Raw genomic sequence first — 21,946 nt, 5'->3', positions numbered from 1 at the left:
CGGATCACCCTACGAGGCCTGCGCGGCCGCCGTCCGGGCAGTCGCGTCGGGCACGGTGGCCAGGCGGCGCCGGCGCTTGGGAAGGCAGAAGGTCGGGTGCGAGGTGGTCCACAGCGACATCCTGAGGATGCCCGCCTTGATCCGCGCGGCCTTCCGCCCGCCCGCGTACGCCGACTTCGCCCGCGCCGCGCCGTCGACCAGTTGCAGGATCCCGTCCTGCCGCCCGAGGCTGATGTGGTTGCCCGGGTAGGCCAGTTTGACGTGGCCGGTCCCGGTGCCGGTGAGGGTTCCCATGACGGCCTTCACGGCCTGCATGGCGGTGAAAGCCGGCCGAGGCGCAGGACATGGGCAGCGGCAGGCCGTTCGCACCGATGGCGTGGACGCTGTCACCGGCGGCGTAGACCTCGGGGTGCGAGTGCGAGCGCATGGTGGGGTCGACGAGGATCCGGCCGTCCGCGGTGACCGCCAGCCCGGCGGCGGCGGCGATGGGCGCGACCGCGAACCCGGCCGTCCACACGGTCGCGTCGGACGGCAGGGCGGTCCCGTCGGCGCACAGGACCCGGGTCGCTTCGACGGCTTCGACGCGGGTGTGTTCGACGACGGTGACGTCCAGGCGTTCGCAGGCCCGGCGCAGGTGGCCGCGGGCTCCGGGAGAGAGCCTGGCGCCCAGTTCGCCGCGGGCGACCAGCGTCACCGACAGGCCGGGACGGGATTCGGCGATCTCGGTGGCGGTCTCGATGCCGGTCAGGCCGTCACCGATGACCAGTACGTTCCCGGCGCCGGCGCCGTCGCGGCCGCCGCCGTCCCGCAGGGCGTTCAGGCGGTCGCGCAGGCGCAGGGCCGAGGGCCGGACGGCGACGTCGAAGGCGTGCTCGGCCACGCCGGGGACACCGTGGTCGTCGCCGTGGCTGCCGAGGGCGTAGAGCAGGGTGTCGTAGCCGAGCTCGGCGGGGCCGCCGCCGGTGCGCGTGCCGCCGTCGGTGGCCGTCCCGCCGTCGGTGCCCGTCACCGTAACGACCCGGCGCTCGGGGTCGACGGCGGTGACGCGGGCCAGGCGCAGCCGTACCCCCGTCCCCGCGAAGACGTCGGCGAGTGCGCGGGTCCCGATCTCCTGGCCCGCCGCGAGCTGGTGCAGCCGCAGCCGCTCGACGAAGTCCGGCTCGGCGTTGACCACGGTGATCTCGGTGTCCTCCGGGGACAGCCTGCGGGCCAGGTTCCCCGCCACGTAGGCCCCGGCATAGCCGGCACCGAGGACGACGATGCGGTGCTTCATGTGATGTCTCCTGTCGGTTCGCTGGGCTCTCGCCGACATGAGCGGAACCGCGGCCCGGTTCCTGACAGGAATCCCGGGTGACGTGGGTCACATGGTGGCGGGAGTGCCGGGGATCCGGGCCGTCAGGCCGTCCAGCAGCGCCTGGAGGCCGAAGTCGAAGGTGTCGTCCGGGGCGTCCGCGTAGTCGGGGTGGCCGGAGCCGGAAACCGACTCGACCCGGGACCGCAGGCGGGGGAAGCCCGCGGCGGCCTCGGTCGCCTGCTTCATGACGGCGCCGAACACCTCCTCGGCATCACCACCCTCGGGTTCGATCCGGCGGGTGAGCGAGGTGGTGGCGGCGGACGGCGCCGCGTTGCCGAGGACGTACGTGAAGACGGCGGCGGCGGCCCGGTCCGCCTGGGGGCCGGTGAAACCCGCCTTCTCGTAGACGGCCAGGTTGTGGTCGTCGTGGCGGGCCTTGCCCGTGCCGTGGAAGAGATGGGTGGCGAAGGCCTGCACCAGCCAGGGGTGGCGCGTGAACATCCCGTACAGGTCGCCGGCCATGGAGGTGGCGGCTCCGCGCCAGTCGACCGCGTCGAGGTCGGGCAGCCGGATCTGGCCTTCCAGGCCTTCGGTGTCGTAGAGGGAGAAGCCCATGAACACCCACACGCTCGCCGCCGTCGCCCAGATCCTCGTCGCCGCCGCCTTCGCCTCGATCCCGCTCCTGCGCCATCGCTTCGGCGCCGTCGCCAAGGCCGTCGCCGTCAGCGAGTTGCGCCGACAGGGCATCCGCCCGGAGGTGCTGGAGGAGAACAAGCTCCGCTTCGACGCCAGTGGCCACGAATGGTGGGCCCCGGGATCCTTCGCCGCCGCGAGCCTCGCCGCCGCCGCCGCCCTCAACCTGGCCGGCAACCCGCTCGGTACCACCCTGACCTGGATCTTCTCCACGCTCGCGCTCCTCGCGAACATCCTGATCCTGCAGAGCCAGCTCGGCGCCGTGAAGTCCGTACAGGCCGCGTTTCGCCGCAAGGGGGACCCCGAGCTGCTGCGCGTGGACGTCCCCGCCTTTCTCAAGGCCGCCGAAGGGGCGTTCCCCTCCTGGACCCGGGTCCTGCAGAACGTCCGCCACACCGTGGTCTTCGCCGGCTCCGCCCTCACCCTGACCGTCGCCGTCCTCGTTTGACCACCCCCGCCCGACCGCCCTGGTGGCGCCACCCCGGAAGGGTGTGGCGCCATTGACGCCTAGACGTGGTGCCATACATATGCCACAATGGCACCATTACGGCGCATCGAGCCACCATCGGAGGGGTCGGATCATGGAGGCAGCGCAGAGCCGGAAGCGGATCGCAGCCGGCGCGCTCACCGCCTTCGCCCGCTTCGTGGTCTGCGGCGGAGGAGTGGGAGTGGCCTCCAGCTTCGCCGTGGCGGGGCTCGCCTCCTGGATTCCCTGGATCCTGGCCAACGCCCTGATCACCGCGGTCTCCACCCTCCTGGCCACCGAGCTGCACGCCCGCTTCACCTTCGGCGCCGGCGGGCGGGCGACCTGGCGCCAGCACGCGCAGTCGGCCGGATCCGCCGCGGCCGCGTACGCGGTGACCTGCGCGGCGATGCTCGTCCTGCGCCAGCTCGAAGCTTCGCCCAGTGCCGTGCGCGAACAGGTCGTCTACCTGTCCGCCTCCGCGCTCGCCGGCGTCGCGCGGTTCGCGGTGCTGCGCGTCGTCGTCTTCGCGCAGCACCGCTCGAAGGCCGCGCCCGCCGCGGCAGCCGTGTCCGCCGCAACCGCCGTACGCACCGTCCGTACGGCCCCCTCGGCCGCGGATCTGTGCCGCGCGGCCTGATGGCCCCAGGGCCCCAGGCCTCACGGCCTCAAGGCGTGACGATCGGGAAGGCCGCGTCGGGCTTCGTCACGTAGGAGAACAGCCGGCTGAGGAGGGCCGGGGATCCCGTCATGGAGATGGTGTCCGGCGCCCGGCCCGCCAGGACGGCCAGGAGCTGGGGCTTGGTGAGCGTGAGGGTCAGGCCCGCCGGGGTGCGGGGGTCGGTGACGGTGCGGTGGGTGAGGGCGCCGTTGTGGAGGGTGAGGCGGCGGTGGCTGCCCTCGTCCGTGAGGACGAGGTCGATGGTGAGGTCCTCGTCCCAGGCCCGGGGGCCGTCGATCCGGATCGCGACCGAGTCGAGGAGCATGTCGGTGGTCAGGGCCATCACCATCTCCGGGTTGGCCGTGTCGAGCAGGGCCCGGTTCTCGCCGTGGCGCAGTTCCATGGCGGAGGTCAGGTAGAAGTTGCGCCAGGGGCCGTTCTCCGCGCCCTGGCCGAGCTCGTCGTAGACGGCCGCGAGGGCCTCCTTGGCGTCCGTACGGCCGGGATCGGCGAAGACCAGGTGGTTGAGGAGGGTGGCCGCGAAGCGGAGGTCGCCGGAGTCGGCGTAGGCGCGGGCCTTGTCGAGCGTCTGCTCGGGGCCGCCCATCGAGTCGACGTAGCGCCGGGCGAGTTCGACCGGCGGGTGCTCCCAGAGGGTCGCGGCGTTGCCGTTGAACCAGCCGAGGTAACGCTGGTAGATCGCCTTGACGTTGTGGGAGAGGGAGCCGTAATAGCCGCGCGCATGCCAGGAGTTCTCCAAAGCGGGCGGCAGTCGCAGTTCTTCGGCGATCTCCGGTCCCGTGAGGCCGTCGTTGAGCAGGCGCAGGGTCTGGTCGTGCATGTACGCGTACAGGTCGCGCTGGGCGGCGAGGAAGGCGACGACGTTGTCCCGGCCCCAGGTGGGCCAGTGGTGGGAGGCGAAGGCCACGTCGTAGCCGTCGCCGAAGTACTCGATCGCCTCGTCGAGGTACCGCGACCAGATGCGGGAGTCGCGGACGACGGCGCCGCGCAGGGTCAGGATGTTGTGCATGGTGTGCGTGGCGTTCTCCGCCAGGCACAGCGCCCGCTTGTCCGGGAAGAGGAAGTTCATCTCGGCCGGCGCCTCGGTGCCGGGGGTGAGCTGGAAGACGATCCGTACGCCGTCGACCGTCTCCTCCTGCCCGGTGGCGGTGATGTCCACGGTGGGCGGGATGAGGGTGATGGTGCCGGTGGAGGTGGTCATGCCCAGGCCGGCGCCGATCTGGCCGTCGGGGGCCTTGGGCAGGCGGTCGCCGTACATGAAGACGGCGCGGCGGGTCATGGCGTTGCCGGCGTAGACGTTCTCGCTGACCGCGTGCTCCAGGAAGCCCGCGGGGGCGAGGATCGGCACGCCCTCCTCGGTGCCGCGCGGGAGCACGCCGCGGGCGCCGCCGAAGTGGTCGCCGTGCGAGTGGGTGTAGACCAGGCCGGTGACCGGGCGGTCCCCGCGGTGCTCTCGGTACAGCGCGAGCGCGGCGGCGGCGGTCTCGGCGGAGATGAGCGGGTCGATGACGATGACCCCGCGGTCGCCCTCGACGAGGGTCATGTTCGACAGGTCGAGGCCACGTACCTGGTAGACGCCCGCGGTGACCTCGTACAGGCCCTGTTTCGCGGCGAGCTGCGCCTGCCGCCACAGACTGGGGTTCGCGGTGTCGGGGCACTCGGCCTTCAGAAAGGCGTACGCGTCGTTGTCCCACACGGTGCGGCCCTCGGCGCCCTTGACCACGGCCGGCGCGAGCGCGGCGATGAATCCGCGGTCGGCGTTCTCGAAGTCGGTCACGTCGTCATACGGAAGGGTCTCGAAGGGGAGGTTGGCCATCTCTCGCTCCATTCAGCGGGGGTCGACGCCGTGCATCGCCTCATCTCAACATCGGACCCGGCGGGGTGCACTTCGGGATGGTTTGCGTGGAGTGGCTCAGCCCCGCAGGGCCAGCACGATCCGCAGCACGCAGGCCGCGAGCACGGCGCCGGACACGGCGGCGGTGACGACCAGCCCACGGGTGCTGCGGGGCAGGCGGTCCGGCAGGGTCACCTCCTGCGGGCGCTTGGGGTCGTAGATCACGTCCATCCGGCCCCCGACCTGGACCGGCGGGAAGACGAACGGCCCCACGGTGTACTGGCGTGCGGGGGCGCCCACCGGGGTGTACTCGAGCAGGATCATCGAACCCCCCGCGATCTGGCCCACGTTGACGCAGACGGCGGAGTGCCGGATGCCCCGCTTCAGCAGCGGGCTCGCGTGGGCGTAGATCCCGAGCGCGACGCAGAACACCACCAGCGCGACCACACCGACCAGAAAGACCCAACCGCTCACCGACAACGCCCCCCGACCGACGGAAAGCCCAGATCATCGCCGACCACCGACGGGGCCGCAAGGCCGGCGAGCTCGGGGTGCAGGGTGCAGCTCAGGCGGGTGAGGAGCTACTCCTCCACCGGCGTCGCCCCCGTGAGGGTGTCGACCAGGGCCTGGGCGAGGACGGTCGCGGCGCCGATCCTCGTGTCCTCCCGTTCGTCGCCGGTGACCTTGCCGATCACCGCGTCCCGCACCGACTGCGAGACGTCCAGGCCCCCGTACAGCTCGGGGAAGGACAGCGCCATCAGGCAGACGCCCACGTTCGCCGAGAGGATCGACTGGCCGGCCAGCGCCGGGGTCGTCCGCAGCCGGCCCGCCGCGCGGCAGCGCTCCACGGCCGCCAGGAGCAGGGCCTGCGCCTCCGCGATCGCCTGCGGCTTGACCGTTCCGGCCGGGGTGAACATCAGCCGGTAGAGGTGGGGGTTGCCGAGCGCGAAGGCGACGTGGCTGTCCCAGGCCGTGCGCAGGTCCGCCACCGGATCGCCGGTCTGCGGGTTGCGCCGCTTGTTGGCGAGGAAACGCTCGAAGCCGAGGTCGGCGACCGCGGTGAGCAGCCCCTCCTTGTCGCCGAACTGGCGGTAGATCTCGGGCATGCCGACCTTGGCGCGGTCGCAGATGGCCCGGGTGGAGATCGCCGGCGCGTCCTTGGTGGCGAGCAGCTCGGCGGTGGCTTCCAGGATGCGTTCTCGGGCCGTCGACATGGCTCGATGGTAGCAGCGCTAACAGATCCGGCCTGGGGGGATGCGGGCATCTGGGCTGGACATCACATGAGTCTCGTAAACATTGATTACGTATTGTGTTAGCGTTGCACACGTCAACTCGTGAGCGCCGACCAGAAAGCACCCACGGAGATGTCATGCAGACCCATGGACACCGGCTGGACCTCGATTCCCCCCTGGAGCCCCTCGAGCGGCTGATCGTGATCGTGCTCTTCGAAGGCGTCGACCTGCTCGACGTCACCGGACCGCCGGAGGTGTTCTCCCTGGTCCCGCGGGAGACCGACGACACGGCCGGCTACCGGGTCGCCCTGGCCGCCCGCACCCTCGGCCCCGTCACCACCTCGGCCGGGGTGCGCATCCTGCCGGACCTGACCTTCCGCGAGGCCGCCACGCGGAGCATCGACACGCTCCTGGTGCCCGGCGCCGTCGAGCTGGACGCCGAGCGCCGCGTCCGCGCCCTCACCGACCCGGAGGTCGTCGACTGGGTGCGGACGCTCGCCGCACGCACGCGCCGGGTCGCCTCCGTCTGCGTGGGGGCGCACCTGCTGGCCGCGGCCGGGCTGCTCGACGGCAAGCGGGCCACCACCCACTGGTCCACCGCGGAGCAGCTCGCCGCCGATCACCCGGAGGTCGAGGTGGACGCCGACCCGATCTTCATCCGGCAGGGCGAGGTGTGGACCGGCGCCGGGATCAGCGCCTGCCTGGACCTCTCGCTCGCCCTGGTGGCCGAGGACTTCGGTGAGGGCGTCGCCCTGCGCGTGGCCCGGCAGCTCGTGATGTACCTGAAACGGCCCGGCGGGCAGAGCCAGTTCAGCGTCCCGTTGGAGCCGCCCTCCGCGACACGGCGCGGCGAGGACCTGCGGCACTTCATCAGGCGGCACCTCGGCGGCCGGCTCAGCCTGGCCGACCTCGCCGCGTACGCGCACGTCAGCGAGCGGCAGTTGGCCCGGATCTTCAAGTCCGAGCTGGGCATGACCCCGGCCGCCTACATCGAGTCGGCCCGCGTGGAGCTGGCGCGGGGCCAGCTCGAAGCCACGGACGCCACGCTCGACCGGATCGCCTCCGCCTGCGGGTTCGGCACCACCGACACCCTCGTACGGGCCTTCCGCCGCACGCTCGGCACCACGCCCACGGAGTACCGGCTGCGCTTCCGGGCCGCCTGAGCGGACCTGAGCGGCACCCGAGCGGCGCCCCGTCCGCGCTACGCGGCCCTGCGCCCGGCCGGGTCGAGGGAGTCGACGTCCTCCATGAAGCTGAGCATCCGGGCGTTGACCAGCTCGGGGTGGTCGATCTGCGGTCCGTGCCCGGTCGCGGAGACGATCTCGGCGCGGGCTCCGGGGATCACCCGCGGCACCCGCTCCAGCTGCCGCTTCGGGTGCACGAGCAGGCTCCGCTTGCCCATGATCAGGTAGAACGGCGTCCGGATCGAGCCCAGTTCCGCGTCCGACAGCGGCAGCGGGGCGGGGCGGCGGATCCGGAAGGCGCGGACGCCCCTCTGGATCATCGTGCGCAGTTCGGGGTCGATCAGGACCGGCTGCTCCAGCCACTTGGCCAGGGTCGGGCGCAGCGCCTTGGGCGCGAAGGTCGCGAAGAGGCTGGCGAAGATCCACACGAAGAAGCGCAGCCCCACCTTCTCCAGGCCGCCCGGGTCCAGGGCGGTGACCGAGGCGAGCCGGCCGGGTCGCAGGTGCACCTGGTTGATGACCAGCCAGCCGCCGTAGGAGGACCCGACCAGGTGGACGTGGTCCAGGCCGAGCGCGTCGAGGGCCTCGTCCATCCACTGGGCCGCCCGCTCGGGCTGCCACATCACCTCGCGCTGGACGCTGCGGCCCGGGTCGCCGGGGGTGTCGAGGGCGTAGACGGGCCGGTCGGCGCTGAGGGCGACGGTGTTGGGGTACCACTGGGCCGAGCAGCCGCCCGAACCGTGGATCAGGACGATCGGCGTACGGGACTCCGCCGCCGGGTTCGTGGGGCCGTACCGGTAGACGTGCGTGGTCCCGAAGCTCGTCTCCACGTCCGTCTCGGAGCGGGCGGGCGCTCCCTTCGCGTAGAGGGCGTCGCAGGCCGCGAAGTAGCGGTCGCGCAGCTCGTCGCTCACGTAGTGGCCGATGTCGCGGCGTACACGGGGCTTGTTGTCGGGCACGGGGCACCTCCTGGAGGACCGGGGATCCGTTCTTCGTGATACGACCGTACCATGATGTTGATACGGCGGTACCATGAAAACGAGCCGCGGGCTCACAGCGACGAGCACGAGCACCCACGGACACCGACGGGCGGAGACACCAGAACATGCCGAAACGCGTGGACCACGAGGAACGGCGCACCCAGATCGCCGAAGCACTCATCCGCGTCGCCGGACGGCGGGGGCTGCACGCCGTCGGCATGCGCGACGTGGCCGCCGAGGCCGGGGTCTCCCTGCGCCTGGTCCAGTACTACTTCCAGTCCAAGGAGAAGCTGCTCTTCTACGGGCTCCAGCACCTGACCGACCGCTTCACCGCCCGGGTCGGCGCCCGCCTCGCCGCCGCCGGCCCCGCTCCCGGCCCGCGCGCGACGATCGAGGCCCTGCTGTTGGCCTCCCTGCCGACCGACGAGGAGAGCCGCACCTTCCACCTCCTCTACAGTTCCTACTCGATCCTGTCCGTGACCGACGAGGCCCTCGCCGCCCAGCCCTTCATCGACAACCCCGACGCCGCCGAGAACGCGGTGGCCGGGCTGATCGCCCGGGCCCAGGAATCCGGCCTGGCCGACCCGGACGTCGACGCGCGCACGGAGGCGATCAGCCTGCTCGCCATGGCGGCGACCATGGGCACCAGCATCCTGGTCGGCCAGCGGGGGCCCGAGTCGGCCGTCGCGGTGCTGCGCCACCACCTGGACCGGATCTTCAGGACGGGCACACCGAGTCCCGCGCGGGACGCTCCCCCGTCGTGAGGTACGCGGTCACGGTGCGGTCGGAGCAGGCGTTGCCGTTGCCCAGGTAGACCCCGTGGCCGCCGTGGTCGACGGTGAGCAGCCGGGCGCGCGGGCCGAGGGCTTCGCGCATCTTCAGCGAGGCGGCGTACGGGGTCGACGGGTCGCGGAGGTTCTGGACCATCAGGATGTTCGAGGGACCCCGGTCGGTGATGCGGGTGGGGCGTTCGGCGGGGGCGTCCTTCCAGAAGGCGCACGGGGTGACGTTCGCCGGCATTCCGGCGGTCAGGGGGTGCGCGGCCCGGTCCGCGGCCACCGCCCGCTCGTACGAGGAGACGTTCTTCGGCCAGGCCACGTCGTTGCAGATGACGCCCACCATCAGCGCCGCGTCCGAGTCGGGCAGCACCGCGGCGAGCTCCTGGGGCAGCTGCGGGACCGCCTTGGGGTCCCGGGCCTCGCGGACCAGTCGGGCGAAGGCGGGGAACTGGGCGTCCCCGTAGAGGGCGGTCTGCAGGGCCTGGCGCAGCATCGTGCCGGTGAGCGGCAGGCCGGGGACGTTCGAGGGCTTCGGGGAACGGTCCAGCTTTTCGGCCAGCGCCAGGAACAACGGCTTTACGTCGTCCGGGTGTTCGGCGATCCGCAGCCCCTCCCCCGCCCGCGCCGGGTCCACCGCCCAGGCCGCGAAGTCGGGGAAGCGGTCGTCGGCGCCCTGGGCCATGTTCGCGAGCCAGCCGCGGGCGACCCGCTTCGGGTCGGGGTCCCCGCTGCTGTCCAGCACCAGGCGGTCGGTGCGCTGCGGGAACTTCTGCGCGTACACCGCCGTCACGTAGGTCCCGTAGGAGACGGCCCAGACCGAAAGCCTGCGCTCGCCGAGTGCTTCCCGGAAGCGGTCCATGTCGCGCGCCTGGTTCGCGGTGGTGAAACTGCGCAGGACCGCGCCGCCGTTCGCGGCGCAGGCCTCGGCCACCCGGCGGGAGCGCTCGGCGTTCTCCGCGATCCCCCCGTCGGCGCCGGGCCAGGACCGCAGGGTCGTCAGCCGCCGGTCGGCCGCGTCCAGGCCGCACCCGGCGGTGACGCTGCCGCCGACCCCGCGCGGGTCGAGCGCCACGAGGTCGTACGCCCCGGCCAGCTGTCCCGCCAGTGCGGCCCCCTTCTGCGAGAGTCGCTGCACGCCCGAGCCGCCCGGGCCGCCGGGCACCACGGCCAGCGTCCCGCGCCGGGCGGCGGGACGGGTGCTCGGCAGCCGGGACACGGCTAGGTCGACCTGCGGACCGGCCGGGTCGGCGTAGTCGAGGGGGACGGACAGCTTCGCGCACTGCTGGCCGTCGAGGTGCCCCGGGTGGGCGCACGCCGCCCAGGCCAGGGCGGGCGGGGTGGCCGTCGCGGCGTCGCGGACGGCAGCCGTGGCCGTGGCACCGGCGGCGCCGGTCAGGGTGGCCGCCACGGCCGTGACGCAGAGTGCGACGAGTGCGGTCTTGCTGCGGTAAGTGGTCATGGAACGAGGATGGTTGAGCATCCTCCGCCACTACATCCGGTAGCCGGGAAGGCCGTTCGGGGGGCTAGCCCCCCGTCAGACCACCACGACCGCCACCGCCGCCGCACCCATGAGTACGGCGGCGCAGTGGATGGCCGCATGGCCGTAGTCGCCCGACCAGAGGTGGCGGGCCAGGCCGCCGATGGCGGTCAGGCCCGCGATGATGCCGACCTGCGCGAGCAGGGTGACGGTGGTGAACGGGGTCAGCAGCAGGAGGACCGCGTTGAGCCAGAACGGAGCGGCGCCCGTCCAGCCCCGCCACTCCCGCATCTCCCGCCACTGCTGCCGGTTCGGCAGGCTCGGCAGGCTCGACGGACGGGGGAGGCGCGGGCGGCGCGAACCCTCCCGGCGGCCTTTGGGTCTTCGGTGGTCCCCGAGCTCTCGGATCGCCGTCGCCACCCCGCCGTCACCAGCCTTTCAGTCACCCGCACGCAAGACGTCAACTCGCAGGCTGTACAGCCTCCTTGGGAGCGGCGGCGGGGACAAGGGCCCGTTCGGCAAGAAATCCGAAAGCCAGGCCGAAAGTGCTCCACATCGCGGCCTGGATGGCGAGCGAGGCGAGCCGGAACTGCCAGACGAGCGCCGCCGGGAAGCCCTCCGGCACCTCGTTGATGCCCGGCAGCAGCGCGTAGGCCACGCCGACGGCCGCCACGAAGGCGAGCGAGGCGACGACCGAGGCGTCCAAGTTGCCCAGGCCCGGCGCGAGGCGCCGGCCCAGGATCAGCGCGGCCGCCGCGAGCAGCAGGCCGAGCGCGAGCATCAGGACGTAGAGGGTGGTCCGCTGGACCGTGGTCTCGGGGTCTCCGACGGCCGGCGGATTGGCGGGGTACTTGAAGAACGGCACCAGGGAGACGGTGACGAACAGACCGCCGGACACCAGCAGCGCCGTGGCCCGGGGGCCGAAGCGGCCGATCCGGCCCAGGGCGTAGCAGTAGACGAGCGCGGCGATGCCGCCGAGCGCGATGCCGTAGAGCAGGGTTCCGGTGCCCAGGCCGGCCGTGGCCTGGAGCGCCCGGCTGACCGGGGCCGCCTCGGCGTCACCGTGGTGGTCGTGGGCTCCGGCTTCCTCGATGGCGATCGCCGCGTCGACCTGGGACTCGCCCAGGAGGTACGCGACGAGGAACGCGGCGATGCCCGCCAGCAGGCCGGCGAGCATGCCCCGGACGAGGAGCACGCGGGGGGAGATGGTGTTCATGGAGTGATCGGTCCCTTGCGGATCGGTGGATCAGTGGCAGGGGAAGCCGAGGAGGTGGCGACCGTCGTGCATCCACTCGTGGATGGTGTCGCCTTCGAAGATCGCGGTGGCGCCCTGCTCGGCGCCGACGAGGTAGAGCAGGACCAGCATCAGGACACCGGCGAACAGCGCCCAAGGGGCCAGAGCGGTGAGGGAGATGGGTGCGACGGCCAGGGGGGTGGCAGTCGTGGGCACGGCGGAGTTGGCCATGGCAGGAGCCTCCAGAGGGAACACGCGTCCCGGTCATTGGTGCTTTCGACGACGGTGGCGGGTCTGACTTTCCTCCCCCTCCGGGAGGATTCACAGTGGCGCGACCGTGCCGGATTCTCAACCGGACTTCCGTCATACCGTCGTCTTGTCGTCCGCCACCGTACCGCTCTTTATGGCGGCCTTACAGCGTCCCCGCAGGAGGGCTCCGTCTCACCTCACCGGTCGTCCCGCCGACCGATGGAATCAGCCGATGGCGTCGATCACCTGTCCCAGGTCGACGAACTTGAAGCCGGTCGCCTCGCGGTCGCCGTCCCCGGGGGTCTCCCGGCCGTCCTGGACGACGAGCAGGCCGCGGGGGTAGCGCTTGCCGAGGGGGGCGTTGAGGGCCGCGGCCCCGTCACACACCTCGGAGCCGTCGAGGGTGGCGGAGGCCGCGGTGATGCGGAAGGCGCCCTCGAACTCGTTGTGGTCCTCGCGCTCGCGGTCGTAGGCGACGAAGGTGTCGTCGCCCTGGCTGGAGGCGAGCAGGTAGCCGTCGCCGCCGGCTTCGGTGACCAGGGTCAGGCCCTCGACGTCGGCCTTCAGGCGCTTGCCGCCGTAGCCGGGATCGGCGCCGGGCGCGCACTCCTCGGTCTCCTCGTCGTAGGTGCCGGGCACGCCGTACTCGCGCACCTTGTCGATCAGCTTCGGCGTGCCGGTGAGGCCCGCGTCGATGCGCCAGATCCCGACGTCCTCCTGCCCCGCGTACAGGGTGCCGTCCGCGGGGTCGACGACCATGCCCTCGACCTGCGGCAGCTCGCCCGGCTCGAGACAGGGCGTCCAGGCGGCGCCGTTCGGCAGGCGGAAGGAGGACGGCAGGTCGAGCGTGCGGACCTGGCGGTAGCCGACCGTGCCGGCGGGCGTGGCGATCAGCTCCAGGAGGGCGATCCGGGTGCGGTTGCGCTGGCTGACCGCCGCGTAGGACCGGCCGGTCCTGCGGTCCGTCCAGGTGGCGAGGCCGTACGCGGTCTTCTGCTCGTTGATCTCGGCCTGGTCGGCGGAGAACACCGGGCGCGCCGCCGGGTCGGTGACGTCGGTGAGCGGGCCGCCGGGCCGGTTCCGGTCGATGCGGTAGATCCGCAGCCGGTCGTTGCCCCGGTCGCTGACCACCGCGACATCGGCGCGCCCGCCGCCCAGGCGCAGGCCGCTGACCAGGTCGACGTTGTTGAAGCGGCCGGGTGCGTCGTCGGCGCCCGGTCCGGCCGGGGCGGGCAGCGACTGCACCTGCCGGGCCTCCAGGTCGTAGACCCGCAAGCCCCCCTGCTTGGCGGTCGCGATCACCAGGCTGCGGCCCGGGTCGGCGGCGTTGCGCCAGATCGACGGGTCATCCGCGTTGGCGTCGCCGCCGGCCGCGTCGTCGTACAGCGGCGCGGTCTCGGCCGTGGGCCGGACGGCGGCGATCGAGGAGGCTTGTGCCGGGAGCGCGACGGACGCGGCGAGTGCGGTACACAGCGCGAGTACGGAGGCGCGGGCGGCCGAACGTATGGTCAATGTTCTTCCTTTGCAAGGGTTTTGCCCTGGGGGGAAGACGCTCGCCGGAGTGATGGTCATGTCCGCGGTCATTAGATGTCCGATGGTTGAACGCGATGCGAAACCCCGGGACACTCGGGCGGTGCACCCCACCATCGTACGAGTCCGGCTCGTGACACCCCCGCTGGACGAAGCGGCGCGCTCCCACCGCTTCCCCCACGGGGATCCGTGCCCCGGGCACGAAGGGCTGCGCGGACAGGACCACGGCGCCTGGGCCGGGCGGGCCATGGACGACGTGGCCGGGGAGGACCCCGAGGGGCTGCGGCGGTGGATGACCGACACCGCCTACGCGCCCCCGGGCGGCGCGGAGTCGGTGGAGGCGCTGATCGCGCGGGTCGGCGCACACCTGGGCGCGCTGGCGCCGGGGACGCACCGGGCGGTGACCGGGCAGGGCGTCGTACGGGCGGCCGTGGTGTGGGCCCTGGAGCTGCCGGCGGCCGCCTTCTGGCGGCTCGACGTACGGCCCGGGTCGGTGACGGCGCTGACGGGCCGCTCCGGGCGCTGGAACCTGCTCGTGGGGCAGCCGGAGGCCGCTTCCGGGTGAGAACGCGGATCGGCCCGGACCCCGCGACGCGGTCCGGGCCGAACTACCGTGGGTGCGGAGCGGGCGTCAGGCCACGATCCAGTCGCTCGTGGCGATCACCGGCTGCACGCCGTCGCGGTGCACGGTGCCCTCGATGAGGCCGTACATGCGGTCCGCCGCGAAGTAGACCTCGTTGTCGTTCTTGAGGCCGAAGGGCTCCAGGTCGACGAGGAAGTGGTGCTTGTTGGGGAGGTTGAGGCGCACCTCGTTGACCCGCGGGCAGTTGTCGAGCACGCGCTCGGCCATCTGGTTCAGGGTCTGCTGCAGGGAGTACGAGTAGGTCTCCGCGAAGGCTTCCAGCATGTTCTTGCGGACCTTCTTGTACGACTGGTCCCAGTCGTACTCGGCGTCGTCGGCGGCGAGGGCCGAGTGCGCCCAGCGCGCGGTGACCTTGGTCGCCAGGATGCGGTCGTACGCCTCCTGCAGCGTCGTGTACTTGTCCTTGATGAAGCCGTGGAACTCGGAGTTGGTCGAGTTCATCACGGTCAGGTCCTTCAGACCCGAGATCACCTGGAGACCGGTGGTCTCGCTGTACGTGATCTGCGCGGTGCGCACCTCGGTGCCCTTGAGGGCGAACGAGTGCTGCTCCTTGCGCGTCGGGACCGGGATCCGCTCCCAGGCGTACTCCTCGACGCGGATCTGCGCCTCGCGGATCGGGGCCTGGGAGGAGACGAAGTGCTTGGCGAGCAGGATGCCGAAGGCCTCGGGGGAGGCGACGCCGTGCTCCTTGGAGAACGCGTACACCGTGTTCTTGGTGGTGTCGGTGGGGAGGCAGTTGGCGTTGTCACCGGTGAGGTGGACGTCGCGGAACTCGCCGCGCAGCGCGACGGAGACGTTGAGGTCGCGGATCTCGTGCCAGGAACCGTCGCTGCCCTTGCGGGTGACCTTGACGATGCGGTTCTCGGCCTTGCCGTACTGGTTCTGGGCGAGGACGTGCTTGCTCATGCGCTGTCTTCCTTCGGGTACTCGGGAACACGGAGTCCGGTTGTCTGGATCCCGTACGCCCGGCGTCCGGCGGACGCGCAGCCCGCCCCCCGCCGTTCGGTCACGCCGATTCCTCGCGTGGACCGCCCCGGGACTGACGTGCATCCCGGTCCGTAGGTGCCTGTTGATTCCAGCACGTTCACATGCCGTTCGTAAGAGAGCGGATCCTCCGAGAACAGGCACCCACGGTTTGGGCGACCTTATGAGCGGCGCATGTCAGACCGTGTGCGCATCGGCCACCATCAGGGCCTCGTCGATGATCCGGAGCCCCTTTTCCACGTCCTCGGCGGACACGTTGCAGGGCGGCGCGACGTGGATGCGGTTCCCGGCGAGCAGCGGCCACAGGCCGGCCTTCTTCAGGGCCGCCCCGAACTCGGCCATCGGCGCGTTGTCCGCGCCCGCGGCGTTGTACGGGACCAGCGGCTCGCGCGTCTCCTTGTTCCGTACGAGCTCCAGGGCCCAGAACGTGCCGAGCCCGCGGACCTCCCCGACGGACGGGTGGCGTTCGGCGAGGGCGGCGAGGCCCGGGCCGAGCAGTTCCGCGCCCGTGCGGGCGGACTGCTCGACGGTGCCCTCCTCCTCCATGACGTTGATCGTCGCGACGGCGGCGGCGCAGGCCAGCACGTGCCCGGAGTAGGTCAGCCCGCCCGGGTAGGGGCGGCGGGCGAAGGTCTCGGCGATGGCGGCCGAGATGGCGACCCCGCCGAGGGGGACGTAGCCGCTGGTGACGCCCTTGGCGAAGCAGATGAGGTCGGGTGTGACGTCCCAGTGCTCGGAGGCGAACCACTTACCGGTGCGCCCGAAGCCGACCATGATCTCGTCGAGGATGAAGACGATGCCGAAGCGGTCGCAGAGCGCGCGGACCCCGGCCAGGTAGCCGTCGGGGTGCACGAGCACGCCGGGGGCGCCGCCGACGGTCTCCAGGATGATCGCGGCGATGGACTGCGGGCCCTCGAAGACGATGGTGTCCTCCAGGTGGCGCAGCGCGCGCTCGCACTCCTCGGCGGGGGTGGCCGCGTAGAAGGGCGAGCGGTAGGCGAAGGGCCCCCAGAAGTGCACGACGCCGGCGGTGGCGGTGTCGTTGCCGAAGCGGCGCGCGTCCCCGGTGAGGTTGATCGCGGTGGAGGTGGCGCCGTGGTACGAGCGGTACGCGGAGAGCACCTTGGCGCGGCCGGTGTGCACCCGGGCCATGCGGACGGCGTTCTCCACGGCCTCGGCGCCGGCGTTGGTGAAGAAGATCTTGTCGAGGTCGCCCGGGGTGCGCTCGGCGATCAGCCGGGCGACCTCGGAGCGCACGTCGACGGCGAAGCCGGGCGCGACGGTGCAGAGCTTGCCGGCCTGCTCGGCGATGGCCGCGGCCACCTTCGGGTGCTGGTAGCCGATGTTCGTGTAGACGAGGGCGCTGGAGAAGTCGAGGAAGCGGTTGCCGTCGTAGTCCCAGAAGTAGGAACCCTCGGCACCCGCCACGGCGAGCGGGTCGATGAGCTCTTGGGCCGACCAGGAGTGGAAGACGTGACTGCGGTCGTCGGCCTTCACGGTGGCCTTTGCAGAGGTGGCGGGTGCGTCGGCTTCTGAGTTCATATTCCGAGGGTAGTTGTCCACGATGTGGAATCCGGTGGGGATGGCCGGGCGCGTCAGACGACGTGCCGGCCGCCGTCGACGGTGAGCACGTCGCCGGTCGTGTAGGCGGCGTCGACCAGGTAGAGCGCGGCCTCGGCCACGTCCTCGGGGGTGCCCACGCGGCGCAGCGGGGTGTTCTCGGTGATCCACTCCCGCGAGCTCTCCCACACCTGGTCCTCGCCCTCGTACCAGGGGGTGTCGATCAGGCCGGGTGCGATCGCGTTCACCCGGACGGCGGGTCCGAGCTGGGAGGCCAGCAGCCGGGTCATGTGGTTCACCGCGGCCTTGCTGACGGCGTAGGGGATGGAGCTGCCCAGCGCGCGGGTCGCGGAGACCGAGGAGACGTTGATGATCGAGCCCGCGCCGGATTCCCGCAGGTGGGGGGTGGCGGCGGTGACCATCTGCCAGGTGCCGACGACGTTGACCTCGAAGATCTCGCGCCAGGCGTCGGCGTCGGCCGCGTCCAGGTCGTCCAGGGGGATGAACCGGGTGACGCCCGCGTTGTTGACCAGGATGTCGAGCCGCCCGTACGTGTCGATGGCCGTCCGGACGATCCGCCGCGCGTCCTCGGCGTCCGCGACGTCGCCCCGTACGTAGACCGCGTCGGGCAGTTCGGCGGCGAGCGCCTTGCCCGCGCTCTCGCTGCGCGCCGAGTTCAGGACCACGCGGATGCCGGCCGCGGCCAGCCTGCGGGCGATGCCGGCGCCGATGCCGGAGGAGGAGCCGGTGATCAGGGCGACACGGGTCTCGGCACCGGGCTCGGTACGTGGCTCGGTACGTGGCTCGGTACGTGGCTCGGTACGGAGTTCGGTTCGGGACTCGGACATGGCATTCCTCCTGGCAGGGGTTCGCTTCCGGGTGCGGACCGCCGGAGCATAACGCGAATACCACATGTCGGAAAGCAATTTCCATCAGGCGGAATTCGATCTTCTGCCCACAGAACGACAATCAGAACATCTCAGGCATATCCCCCCAGATCCACTTAGCCTGAGCGCACGTCACGTCCACCCGCGTTAGGGACCCGTCAAGGCCGCGCCAACGGGCGTATGGGCCCCGTCAAGGAAGCCTGTGAGGCCCCGAAAGGGCGTTCCACTCAGAGGTGTCCGAAAAACGCCCGCCCTCGAACCCTCCGGGAGCTCACGATGGCCGATCTGGCCTTCGTCGTCATCACGATCGCGGTCTTCGCGCTGGTGGTCCTCGTCGCCAAGGGGGTGGCCAAGCTGTGAACGCCGAAAACGTCGTCGGCCTGCTGGTCGCCGTAGCCCTGCTGGGTTACCTCGTCGTCGCCCTCGTCTTCCCGGAGAGGTTCTAGCGCCGATGAGTCCCGTCCTCGCCGGGGTGCTCCAGCTGCTCGCGCTCTTCGCGGCCCTGGCCCTCGCCTATCGCCCCCTGGGCGATTACATGGCCCGCGTCTACTCCTCGAAGAAGCACTGGGCCCCCGAGAAGTGGATCTACAAGGCGGTCGGCGCCAACCCGAACGCCGAGATGCGCTGGCCGGCGTACCTGCGCTCGGTCCTCGCCTTCTCGCTGGTGGGCGTCCTCTTCCTCTACCTGCTCCAGCGCCTGCAGGGCCACCTGCCCGGCTCGCTCGGCTTCGTCTCCATCAAGCCGGACCAGGCCTTCAACACGGCCGCCTCCTTCGTGTCCAACACGAACTGGCAGTCGTACTCCGGTGAGCAGGCCATGGGCCCGCTCGTGCAGACCGGCGGCCTGGCCGTGCAGAACTTCCTCTCCGCCGCCGTGGGCATGGCCGTCGCGGTGGCCCTCGTACGGGGCTTCGCGCGCTCCCGCACCGGGGAACTCGGCAACTTCTGGGCCGACATGGTGCGCGGCACCGTCCGCATCCTGCTCCCGCTGTCGGTGATCGCCGCGGTCGTGCTGGTGGCCTGCGGGGTCATCCAGAACTTCTCCGGCATCCACGAGGTCGGGCAGTTCCTGGGGGCCAAGCAGCAGTGGAACGGCGGGGCAGTCGCCTCGCAGGAGGCCATCAAGGAGCTGGGCACCAACGGCGGCGGCTACTTCAACGCCAACTCCGCCCACCCCTTCGAGAACCCGAGTCCCTTCTCGAACCTCTTCGAGATCTTCCTGATCCTGCTCGTCCCCTTCGCGCTGACCCGCACCTTCGGGAAGATGATCGGATCGGTCCGCCAGGGCTACGCGATCCTCGCCACGATGGTCACCATCTGGCTCGGCTTCACCGCCCTGATGATGTGGACGGAATTCGGCCACCACGGTCCGGCGCTCCAGGCCGCGGGCGGTGCGATGGAGGGCAAGGAGGCCCGCTTCGGGATCGGCGCGTCCGCGATCTTCTCGGTCGCCACGACGCTGACCTCGACCGGCGCCGTCAACTCCTTCCACTCCTCCTACACCGGCCTCGGCGGCGGCATCCAGCTGCTGGGCATGCAGCTCGGCGAGATCGCCCCCGGCGGCGTCGGCTCCGGCCTCTACGGCATGCTGATCATGGCGATCATCGCGGTGTTCATCGCCGGCCTGATGGTCGGCCGCACCCCCGAGTACCTCGGCAAGAAGATCGGCACCCGCCAGATCAAGTTCGCCGCCTGCTACATCCTCATCACCCCCGCCCTCGTGCTCGGCTTCACGGCCCTGGCGATGGCCCTGCCGACCCCCGGGCACTCGATGTCCAACGGCGGCGCGCACGGCTTCTCCGAGGTCCTCTACGCCTACACCTCGGCCGGAAACAACAACGGATCGGCCTTCGCGGGCCTGAACGCCAACACCCAGTGGTTCAACACCACCACCGGTCTGGCGATGCTGCTCGGCCGCTTCCTGCCGATGGTCTTCGTCCTGGCTCTGGCCGGCTCCCTCGCCGAACAGCAGCCGGTCCCCGCCACCGCGGGCACCCTGCGCACCGAGAAGCCGCTGTTCACCTTCCTGCTCGTCGGCACGATCATCATCGTCACGGGCCTCACCTACTTCCCGGCCCTGGCGCTGGGCCCGCTCGCCGAAGGGCTCGCCTCATGAGCACCGCCACCTCCACCCGAGCCCCGCACGGGGACCTGCCCAGCGGTCACAAGCCCGAGAAGGCCAAGATCGGTGGCGGCATCTTCGACCCGAAGCAGCTGCTGAAGTCCTTCCCGGACGCAATCCGCAAGCTCGATCCCCGGGTGATGATCAAGTCGCCGGTCATGTTCGTGGTGCTGATCGGTTCCGTCCTGACCACCGCGCTGGCGATCTCCGACCCGGGCAACCTCTTCGGCTGGGCGATCACCGGCTGGCTGTGGCTGACCACCGTCTTCGCCAACCTCGCCGAGGCGGTCGCGGAGGGCCGCGGCAAGGCCCAGGCCGACACCCTGCGCAAGGCCAAGACCGACACCGTCGCCCGCCGCCTGACGGGCACCGTCGAGGAACAGGTCCCCGGCACGGAACTCCGTATCGGCGACCTCGTGGTCTGCGAGGCCGGCGACATCATCCCCGGCGACGGAGACGTCGTCGAAGGCGTCGCATCCGTCGACGAATCCGCCATCACCGGCGAATCGGCCCCCGTCATCCGCGAATCGGGCGGCGACCGCTCAGCCGTGACCGGCGGCACCAAGGTCCTCTCCGACCGCGTCGTCATCAAGATCACGACGAAACCCGGCGAAACCTTCATCGACCGCATGATCAACCTGGTCGAGGGCGCCTCCCGGCAGAAGACCCCCAACGAGATCGCGCTCAACATCCTGCTCGCCTCGCTGACCATCGTCTTCCTCCTCGCCGTCGTCACCCTCCAGCCCTTCGCGATGTACGCGCACGCCAAACAGTCGATGATCGTGCTGACCGCACTGCTGGTCTGCCTCATCCCCACCACCATCGGCGCCCTGCTCTCCGCCATCGGCATCGCGGGCATGGACCGCCTGGTCCAGCGCAACGTCCTCGCCATGTCCGGGCGCGCGGTCGAAGCCGCCGGCGACGTCTCGACCCTGCTCCTCGACAAGACCGGCACCATCACCCTCGGCAACCGCCAGGCCTCCGAGTTCGTCCCCGTCACCGGCGCCATCGCCGCCGAACTGGCCGATGCCGCCCAGCTCTCCTCGCTGGCCGACGAGACCCCCGAGGGCCGCTCGATCGTGGTCCTCGCGAAGGAGAAGTACGGCCTGCGCGAACGCCACCAGGGCGAACTGGTCGGAGCCGAATGGATCCCCTTCACCGCGCAGACCCGCATGTCGGGCGTGGACGTGGACGGCCGCAAGGTCCGTAAGGGCGCGGCCGGTTCGATCATCGCCTGGGTCGGCGAACAGGGCGGCACGGTCGCCCCGGACGCACGGGCCAAGGTCGACGAGATCTCCGGCGCCGGCGGCACCCCGCTGCTCGTCGCGCTCGAGGACGACAAGGGCGCCCGGATCCTGGGTGTCATCCACCTCAAGGACGTGGTCAAGGAGGGCATGCGCGAACGCTTCGACGAGCTGCGGCGCATGGGCATCAAGACCATCATGATCACGGGTGACAACCCGCTGACCGCCAAGGCCATCGCGGAGGAAGCGGGTGTCGACGACTTCCTCGCCGAGGCCACCCCCGAGGACAAGATGGCCCTCATCAAGCGGGAACAGGCCGGCGGAAAGCTCGTCGCGATGACCGGCGACGGTACGAACGACGCCCCCGCGCTCGCCCAGGCGGACGTCGGCGTGGCGATGAACACCGGAACCTCGGCCGCCAAGGAGGCCGGGAACATGGTGGACCTGGACTCCAACCCCACCAAGCTCATCGAAATCGTGGAGATCGGCAAGCAGTTGCTGATCACCCGCGGCGCCCTGACCACCTTCTCCATCGCCAACGACGTCGCGAAGTACTTCGCGATCATCCCGGCCATGTTCGCGGCGGTCTACCCGGGCCTGGACAAGCTCAACATCATGGGCCTGCACTCCCCCGACTCCGCGATCCTCTCCGCGGTCATCTTCAACGCGCTGGTCATCATCGCCCTGGTCCCGCTCGCCCTCAAGGGCGTCCAGTACCGGCCCACCAGCGCCGACAAGATGCTCCGGCGCAACCTCACCCTCTACGGACTCGGCGGCCTGATCGCCCCGTTCATCGGCATCAAGCTCATCGACATGGTCGTCTCCCTCATCCCCGGCCTGCGCTGAACCGGCTCTGCTGACTTAGGACTTGACCC

Annotated in this window: 22 protein-coding genes and 1 pseudogene; 9 read left to right on the top strand and 14 right to left on the bottom strand. The window is 71.1% G+C overall.

Going from position 1 to position 21,946, the window contains the following annotated elements:
- Positions 1 to 9 precede the first annotated feature (9 nt).
- Together OG435_RS24155 and OG435_RS24150 are read right to left on the bottom strand one after the other, a co-directional pair.
- A pseudogene (locus OG435_RS24155) lies at positions 10 to 1,273 on the bottom strand (NAD(P)/FAD-dependent oxidoreductase).
- An 87-nt stretch (positions 1,274 to 1,360) separates the two neighbouring features.
- Positions 1,361 to 1,921: a TetR/AcrR family transcriptional regulator C-terminal domain-containing protein gene (locus OG435_RS24150; RefSeq protein WP_266879642.1), complete on the bottom strand. Its 561-nt coding sequence runs from the start codon at positions 1,919 to 1,921 to the stop codon at positions 1,361 to 1,363.
- On the opposite strand from OG435_RS24150, the gene OG435_RS24145 reads away from it, so the two are divergent.
- Complete coding sequence (locus tag OG435_RS24145) at positions 1,908 to 2,435, top strand: hypothetical protein (RefSeq protein WP_266879640.1); 528 nt, start codon at positions 1,908 to 1,910, stop codon at positions 2,433 to 2,435. The two genes, OG435_RS24150 and OG435_RS24145, sit on opposite strands and share 14 nt — an antisense overlap.
- 133 nt (positions 2,436 to 2,568) lie before the next feature.
- A complete protein-coding gene (locus tag OG435_RS24140) occupies positions 2,569 to 3,090 on the top strand; it encodes a hypothetical protein (protein ID WP_266879638.1) in 522 nt (173 codons plus the stop codon).
- Between the two features lie 28 nt (positions 3,091 to 3,118).
- Here the strand turns inward: OG435_RS24140 and OG435_RS24135 are convergent, their stop codons facing one another.
- From OG435_RS24135 to OG435_RS24125, 3 genes are all read right to left on the bottom strand, one after another.
- Entirely contained in the window at positions 3,119 to 4,948 is a 1,830-nt protein-coding gene (locus OG435_RS24135; RefSeq protein ID WP_266879636.1) for an alkyl/aryl-sulfatase, read from the bottom strand.
- Between the two features lie 96 nt (positions 4,949 to 5,044).
- A complete protein-coding gene (locus OG435_RS24130) occupies positions 5,045 to 5,440 on the bottom strand; it encodes a hypothetical protein (RefSeq protein WP_266879635.1) in 396 nt (131 codons plus the stop codon).
- Between the two features lie 107 nt (positions 5,441 to 5,547).
- Complete coding sequence (locus OG435_RS24125) at positions 5,548 to 6,180, bottom strand: TetR/AcrR family transcriptional regulator (RefSeq protein WP_266879634.1); 633 nt, start codon at positions 6,178 to 6,180, stop codon at positions 5,548 to 5,550.
- A gap of 155 nt (positions 6,181 to 6,335) precedes the next feature.
- Here OG435_RS24125 and OG435_RS24120 point away from each other — a divergent pair, with 155 nt between their 5' ends.
- Positions 6,336 to 7,361: a GlxA family transcriptional regulator gene (locus OG435_RS24120; RefSeq protein WP_430625677.1), complete on the top strand. Its 1,026-nt coding sequence runs from the start codon at positions 6,336 to 6,338 to the stop codon at positions 7,359 to 7,361.
- Positions 7,362 to 7,399: 38 nt separating this feature from the next.
- On the opposite strand, the gene OG435_RS24115 is transcribed toward OG435_RS24120, so the two are convergent.
- Positions 7,400 to 8,341 carry an alpha/beta fold hydrolase gene (locus tag OG435_RS24115; protein WP_266879632.1) on the bottom strand — a complete coding sequence of 314 codons (942 nt, stop codon included), beginning with the start codon at positions 8,339 to 8,341 and terminating at the stop codon, positions 7,400 to 7,402.
- Positions 8,342 to 8,487: 146 nt separating this feature from the next.
- Here OG435_RS24115 and OG435_RS24110 point away from each other — a divergent pair, with 146 nt between their 5' ends.
- The gene (locus tag OG435_RS24110) at positions 8,488 to 9,126 is read left to right on the top strand and encodes a TetR/AcrR family transcriptional regulator (protein WP_266879631.1); all 639 of its coding nucleotides are present in this window, start codon (positions 8,488 to 8,490) and stop codon (positions 9,124 to 9,126) included.
- On the opposite strand, the gene OG435_RS24105 is transcribed toward OG435_RS24110, so the two are convergent.
- From OG435_RS24105 to OG435_RS24085, 5 genes are all read right to left on the bottom strand, one after another.
- Complete coding sequence (locus tag OG435_RS24105) at positions 9,080 to 10,600, bottom strand: alpha/beta hydrolase (RefSeq protein ID WP_266879629.1); 1,521 nt, start codon at positions 10,598 to 10,600, stop codon at positions 9,080 to 9,082. The two genes, OG435_RS24110 and OG435_RS24105, sit on opposite strands and share 47 nt — an antisense overlap.
- A 75-nt stretch (positions 10,601 to 10,675) precedes the next feature.
- Entirely contained in the window at positions 10,676 to 10,909 is a 234-nt protein-coding gene (locus OG435_RS24100; RefSeq protein ID WP_266879627.1) for a hypothetical protein, read from the bottom strand.
- A 169-nt stretch (positions 10,910 to 11,078) separates the two neighbouring features.
- Positions 11,079 to 11,834, bottom strand: a complete 756-nt coding sequence (locus tag OG435_RS24095) for a CbtA family protein (RefSeq protein WP_266879625.1) — start codon at positions 11,832 to 11,834, stop codon at positions 11,079 to 11,081.
- 30 nt (positions 11,835 to 11,864) lie between these two features.
- Entirely contained in the window at positions 11,865 to 12,083 is a 219-nt protein-coding gene (locus tag OG435_RS24090; protein ID WP_266879623.1) for a CbtB domain-containing protein, read from the bottom strand.
- Positions 12,084 to 12,326: 243 nt separating this feature from the next.
- Entirely contained in the window at positions 12,327 to 13,613 is a 1,287-nt protein-coding gene (locus OG435_RS24085; protein ID WP_266879621.1) for a phytase, read from the bottom strand.
- 121 nt (positions 13,614 to 13,734) lie between these two features.
- Between OG435_RS24085 and OG435_RS24080 the strand changes: the two genes are divergently transcribed.
- Entirely contained in the window at positions 13,735 to 14,196 is a 462-nt protein-coding gene (locus OG435_RS24080) for a histidine phosphatase family protein (protein WP_266879619.1), read from the top strand.
- Positions 14,197 to 14,262: 66 nt separating this feature from the next.
- Here OG435_RS24080 and pucL read toward each other — a convergent pair whose 3' ends face one another.
- The 3 genes from pucL to OG435_RS24065 form a co-directional block, all read right to left on the bottom strand.
- Entirely contained in the window at positions 14,263 to 15,180 is a 918-nt protein-coding gene (pucL, locus tag OG435_RS24075) for a factor-independent urate hydroxylase (RefSeq protein ID WP_266879618.1), read from the bottom strand.
- A 255-nt stretch (positions 15,181 to 15,435) separates the two neighbouring features.
- Positions 15,436 to 16,800, bottom strand: a complete 1,365-nt coding sequence (locus OG435_RS24070) for an aspartate aminotransferase family protein (protein WP_266879616.1) — start codon at positions 16,798 to 16,800, stop codon at positions 15,436 to 15,438.
- Between the two features lie 53 nt (positions 16,801 to 16,853).
- A complete protein-coding gene (locus OG435_RS24065; protein ID WP_266879614.1) occupies positions 16,854 to 17,666 on the bottom strand; it encodes an SDR family NAD(P)-dependent oxidoreductase in 813 nt (270 codons plus the stop codon).
- 219 nt (positions 17,667 to 17,885) lie between these two features.
- Here OG435_RS24065 and OG435_RS24060 point away from each other — a divergent pair, with 219 nt between their 5' ends.
- From OG435_RS24060 to kdpB, 4 genes are read left to right on the top strand one after another with little or no spacing between them, the layout of a single operon-like run.
- Complete coding sequence (locus OG435_RS24060; RefSeq protein ID WP_266879612.1) at positions 17,886 to 18,065, top strand: hypothetical protein; 180 nt, start codon at positions 17,886 to 17,888, stop codon at positions 18,063 to 18,065.
- Positions 18,062 to 18,151 (top strand): K(+)-transporting ATPase subunit F, encoded by a 90-nt coding sequence (gene kdpF / locus OG435_RS24055; protein ID WP_215024204.1) that lies wholly within the window; start codon positions 18,062 to 18,064, stop codon positions 18,149 to 18,151. Before OG435_RS24060 ends, kdpF begins: the two co-directional genes overlap by 4 nt.
- A 5-nt stretch (positions 18,152 to 18,156) precedes the next feature.
- On the top strand, positions 18,157 to 19,821 hold the full coding sequence (gene kdpA / locus OG435_RS24050; RefSeq protein ID WP_266879609.1) for a potassium-transporting ATPase subunit KdpA: 1,665 nt from the start codon (positions 18,157 to 18,159) through the stop codon (positions 19,819 to 19,821).
- A complete protein-coding gene (gene kdpB / locus OG435_RS24045) occupies positions 19,818 to 21,917 on the top strand; it encodes a potassium-transporting ATPase subunit KdpB (RefSeq protein WP_266879607.1) in 2,100 nt (699 codons plus the stop codon). Before kdpA ends, kdpB begins: the two co-directional genes overlap by 4 nt.
- Positions 21,918 to 21,946 lie beyond the last annotated feature (29 nt).

This window comes from Streptomyces sp. NBC_01264 (genome assembly GCF_026340675.1).
Lineage (GTDB): Bacteria > Actinomycetota > Actinomycetes > Streptomycetales > Streptomycetaceae > Streptomyces.
This window is presented reverse-complemented; position numbering and strand designations above follow the sequence as displayed.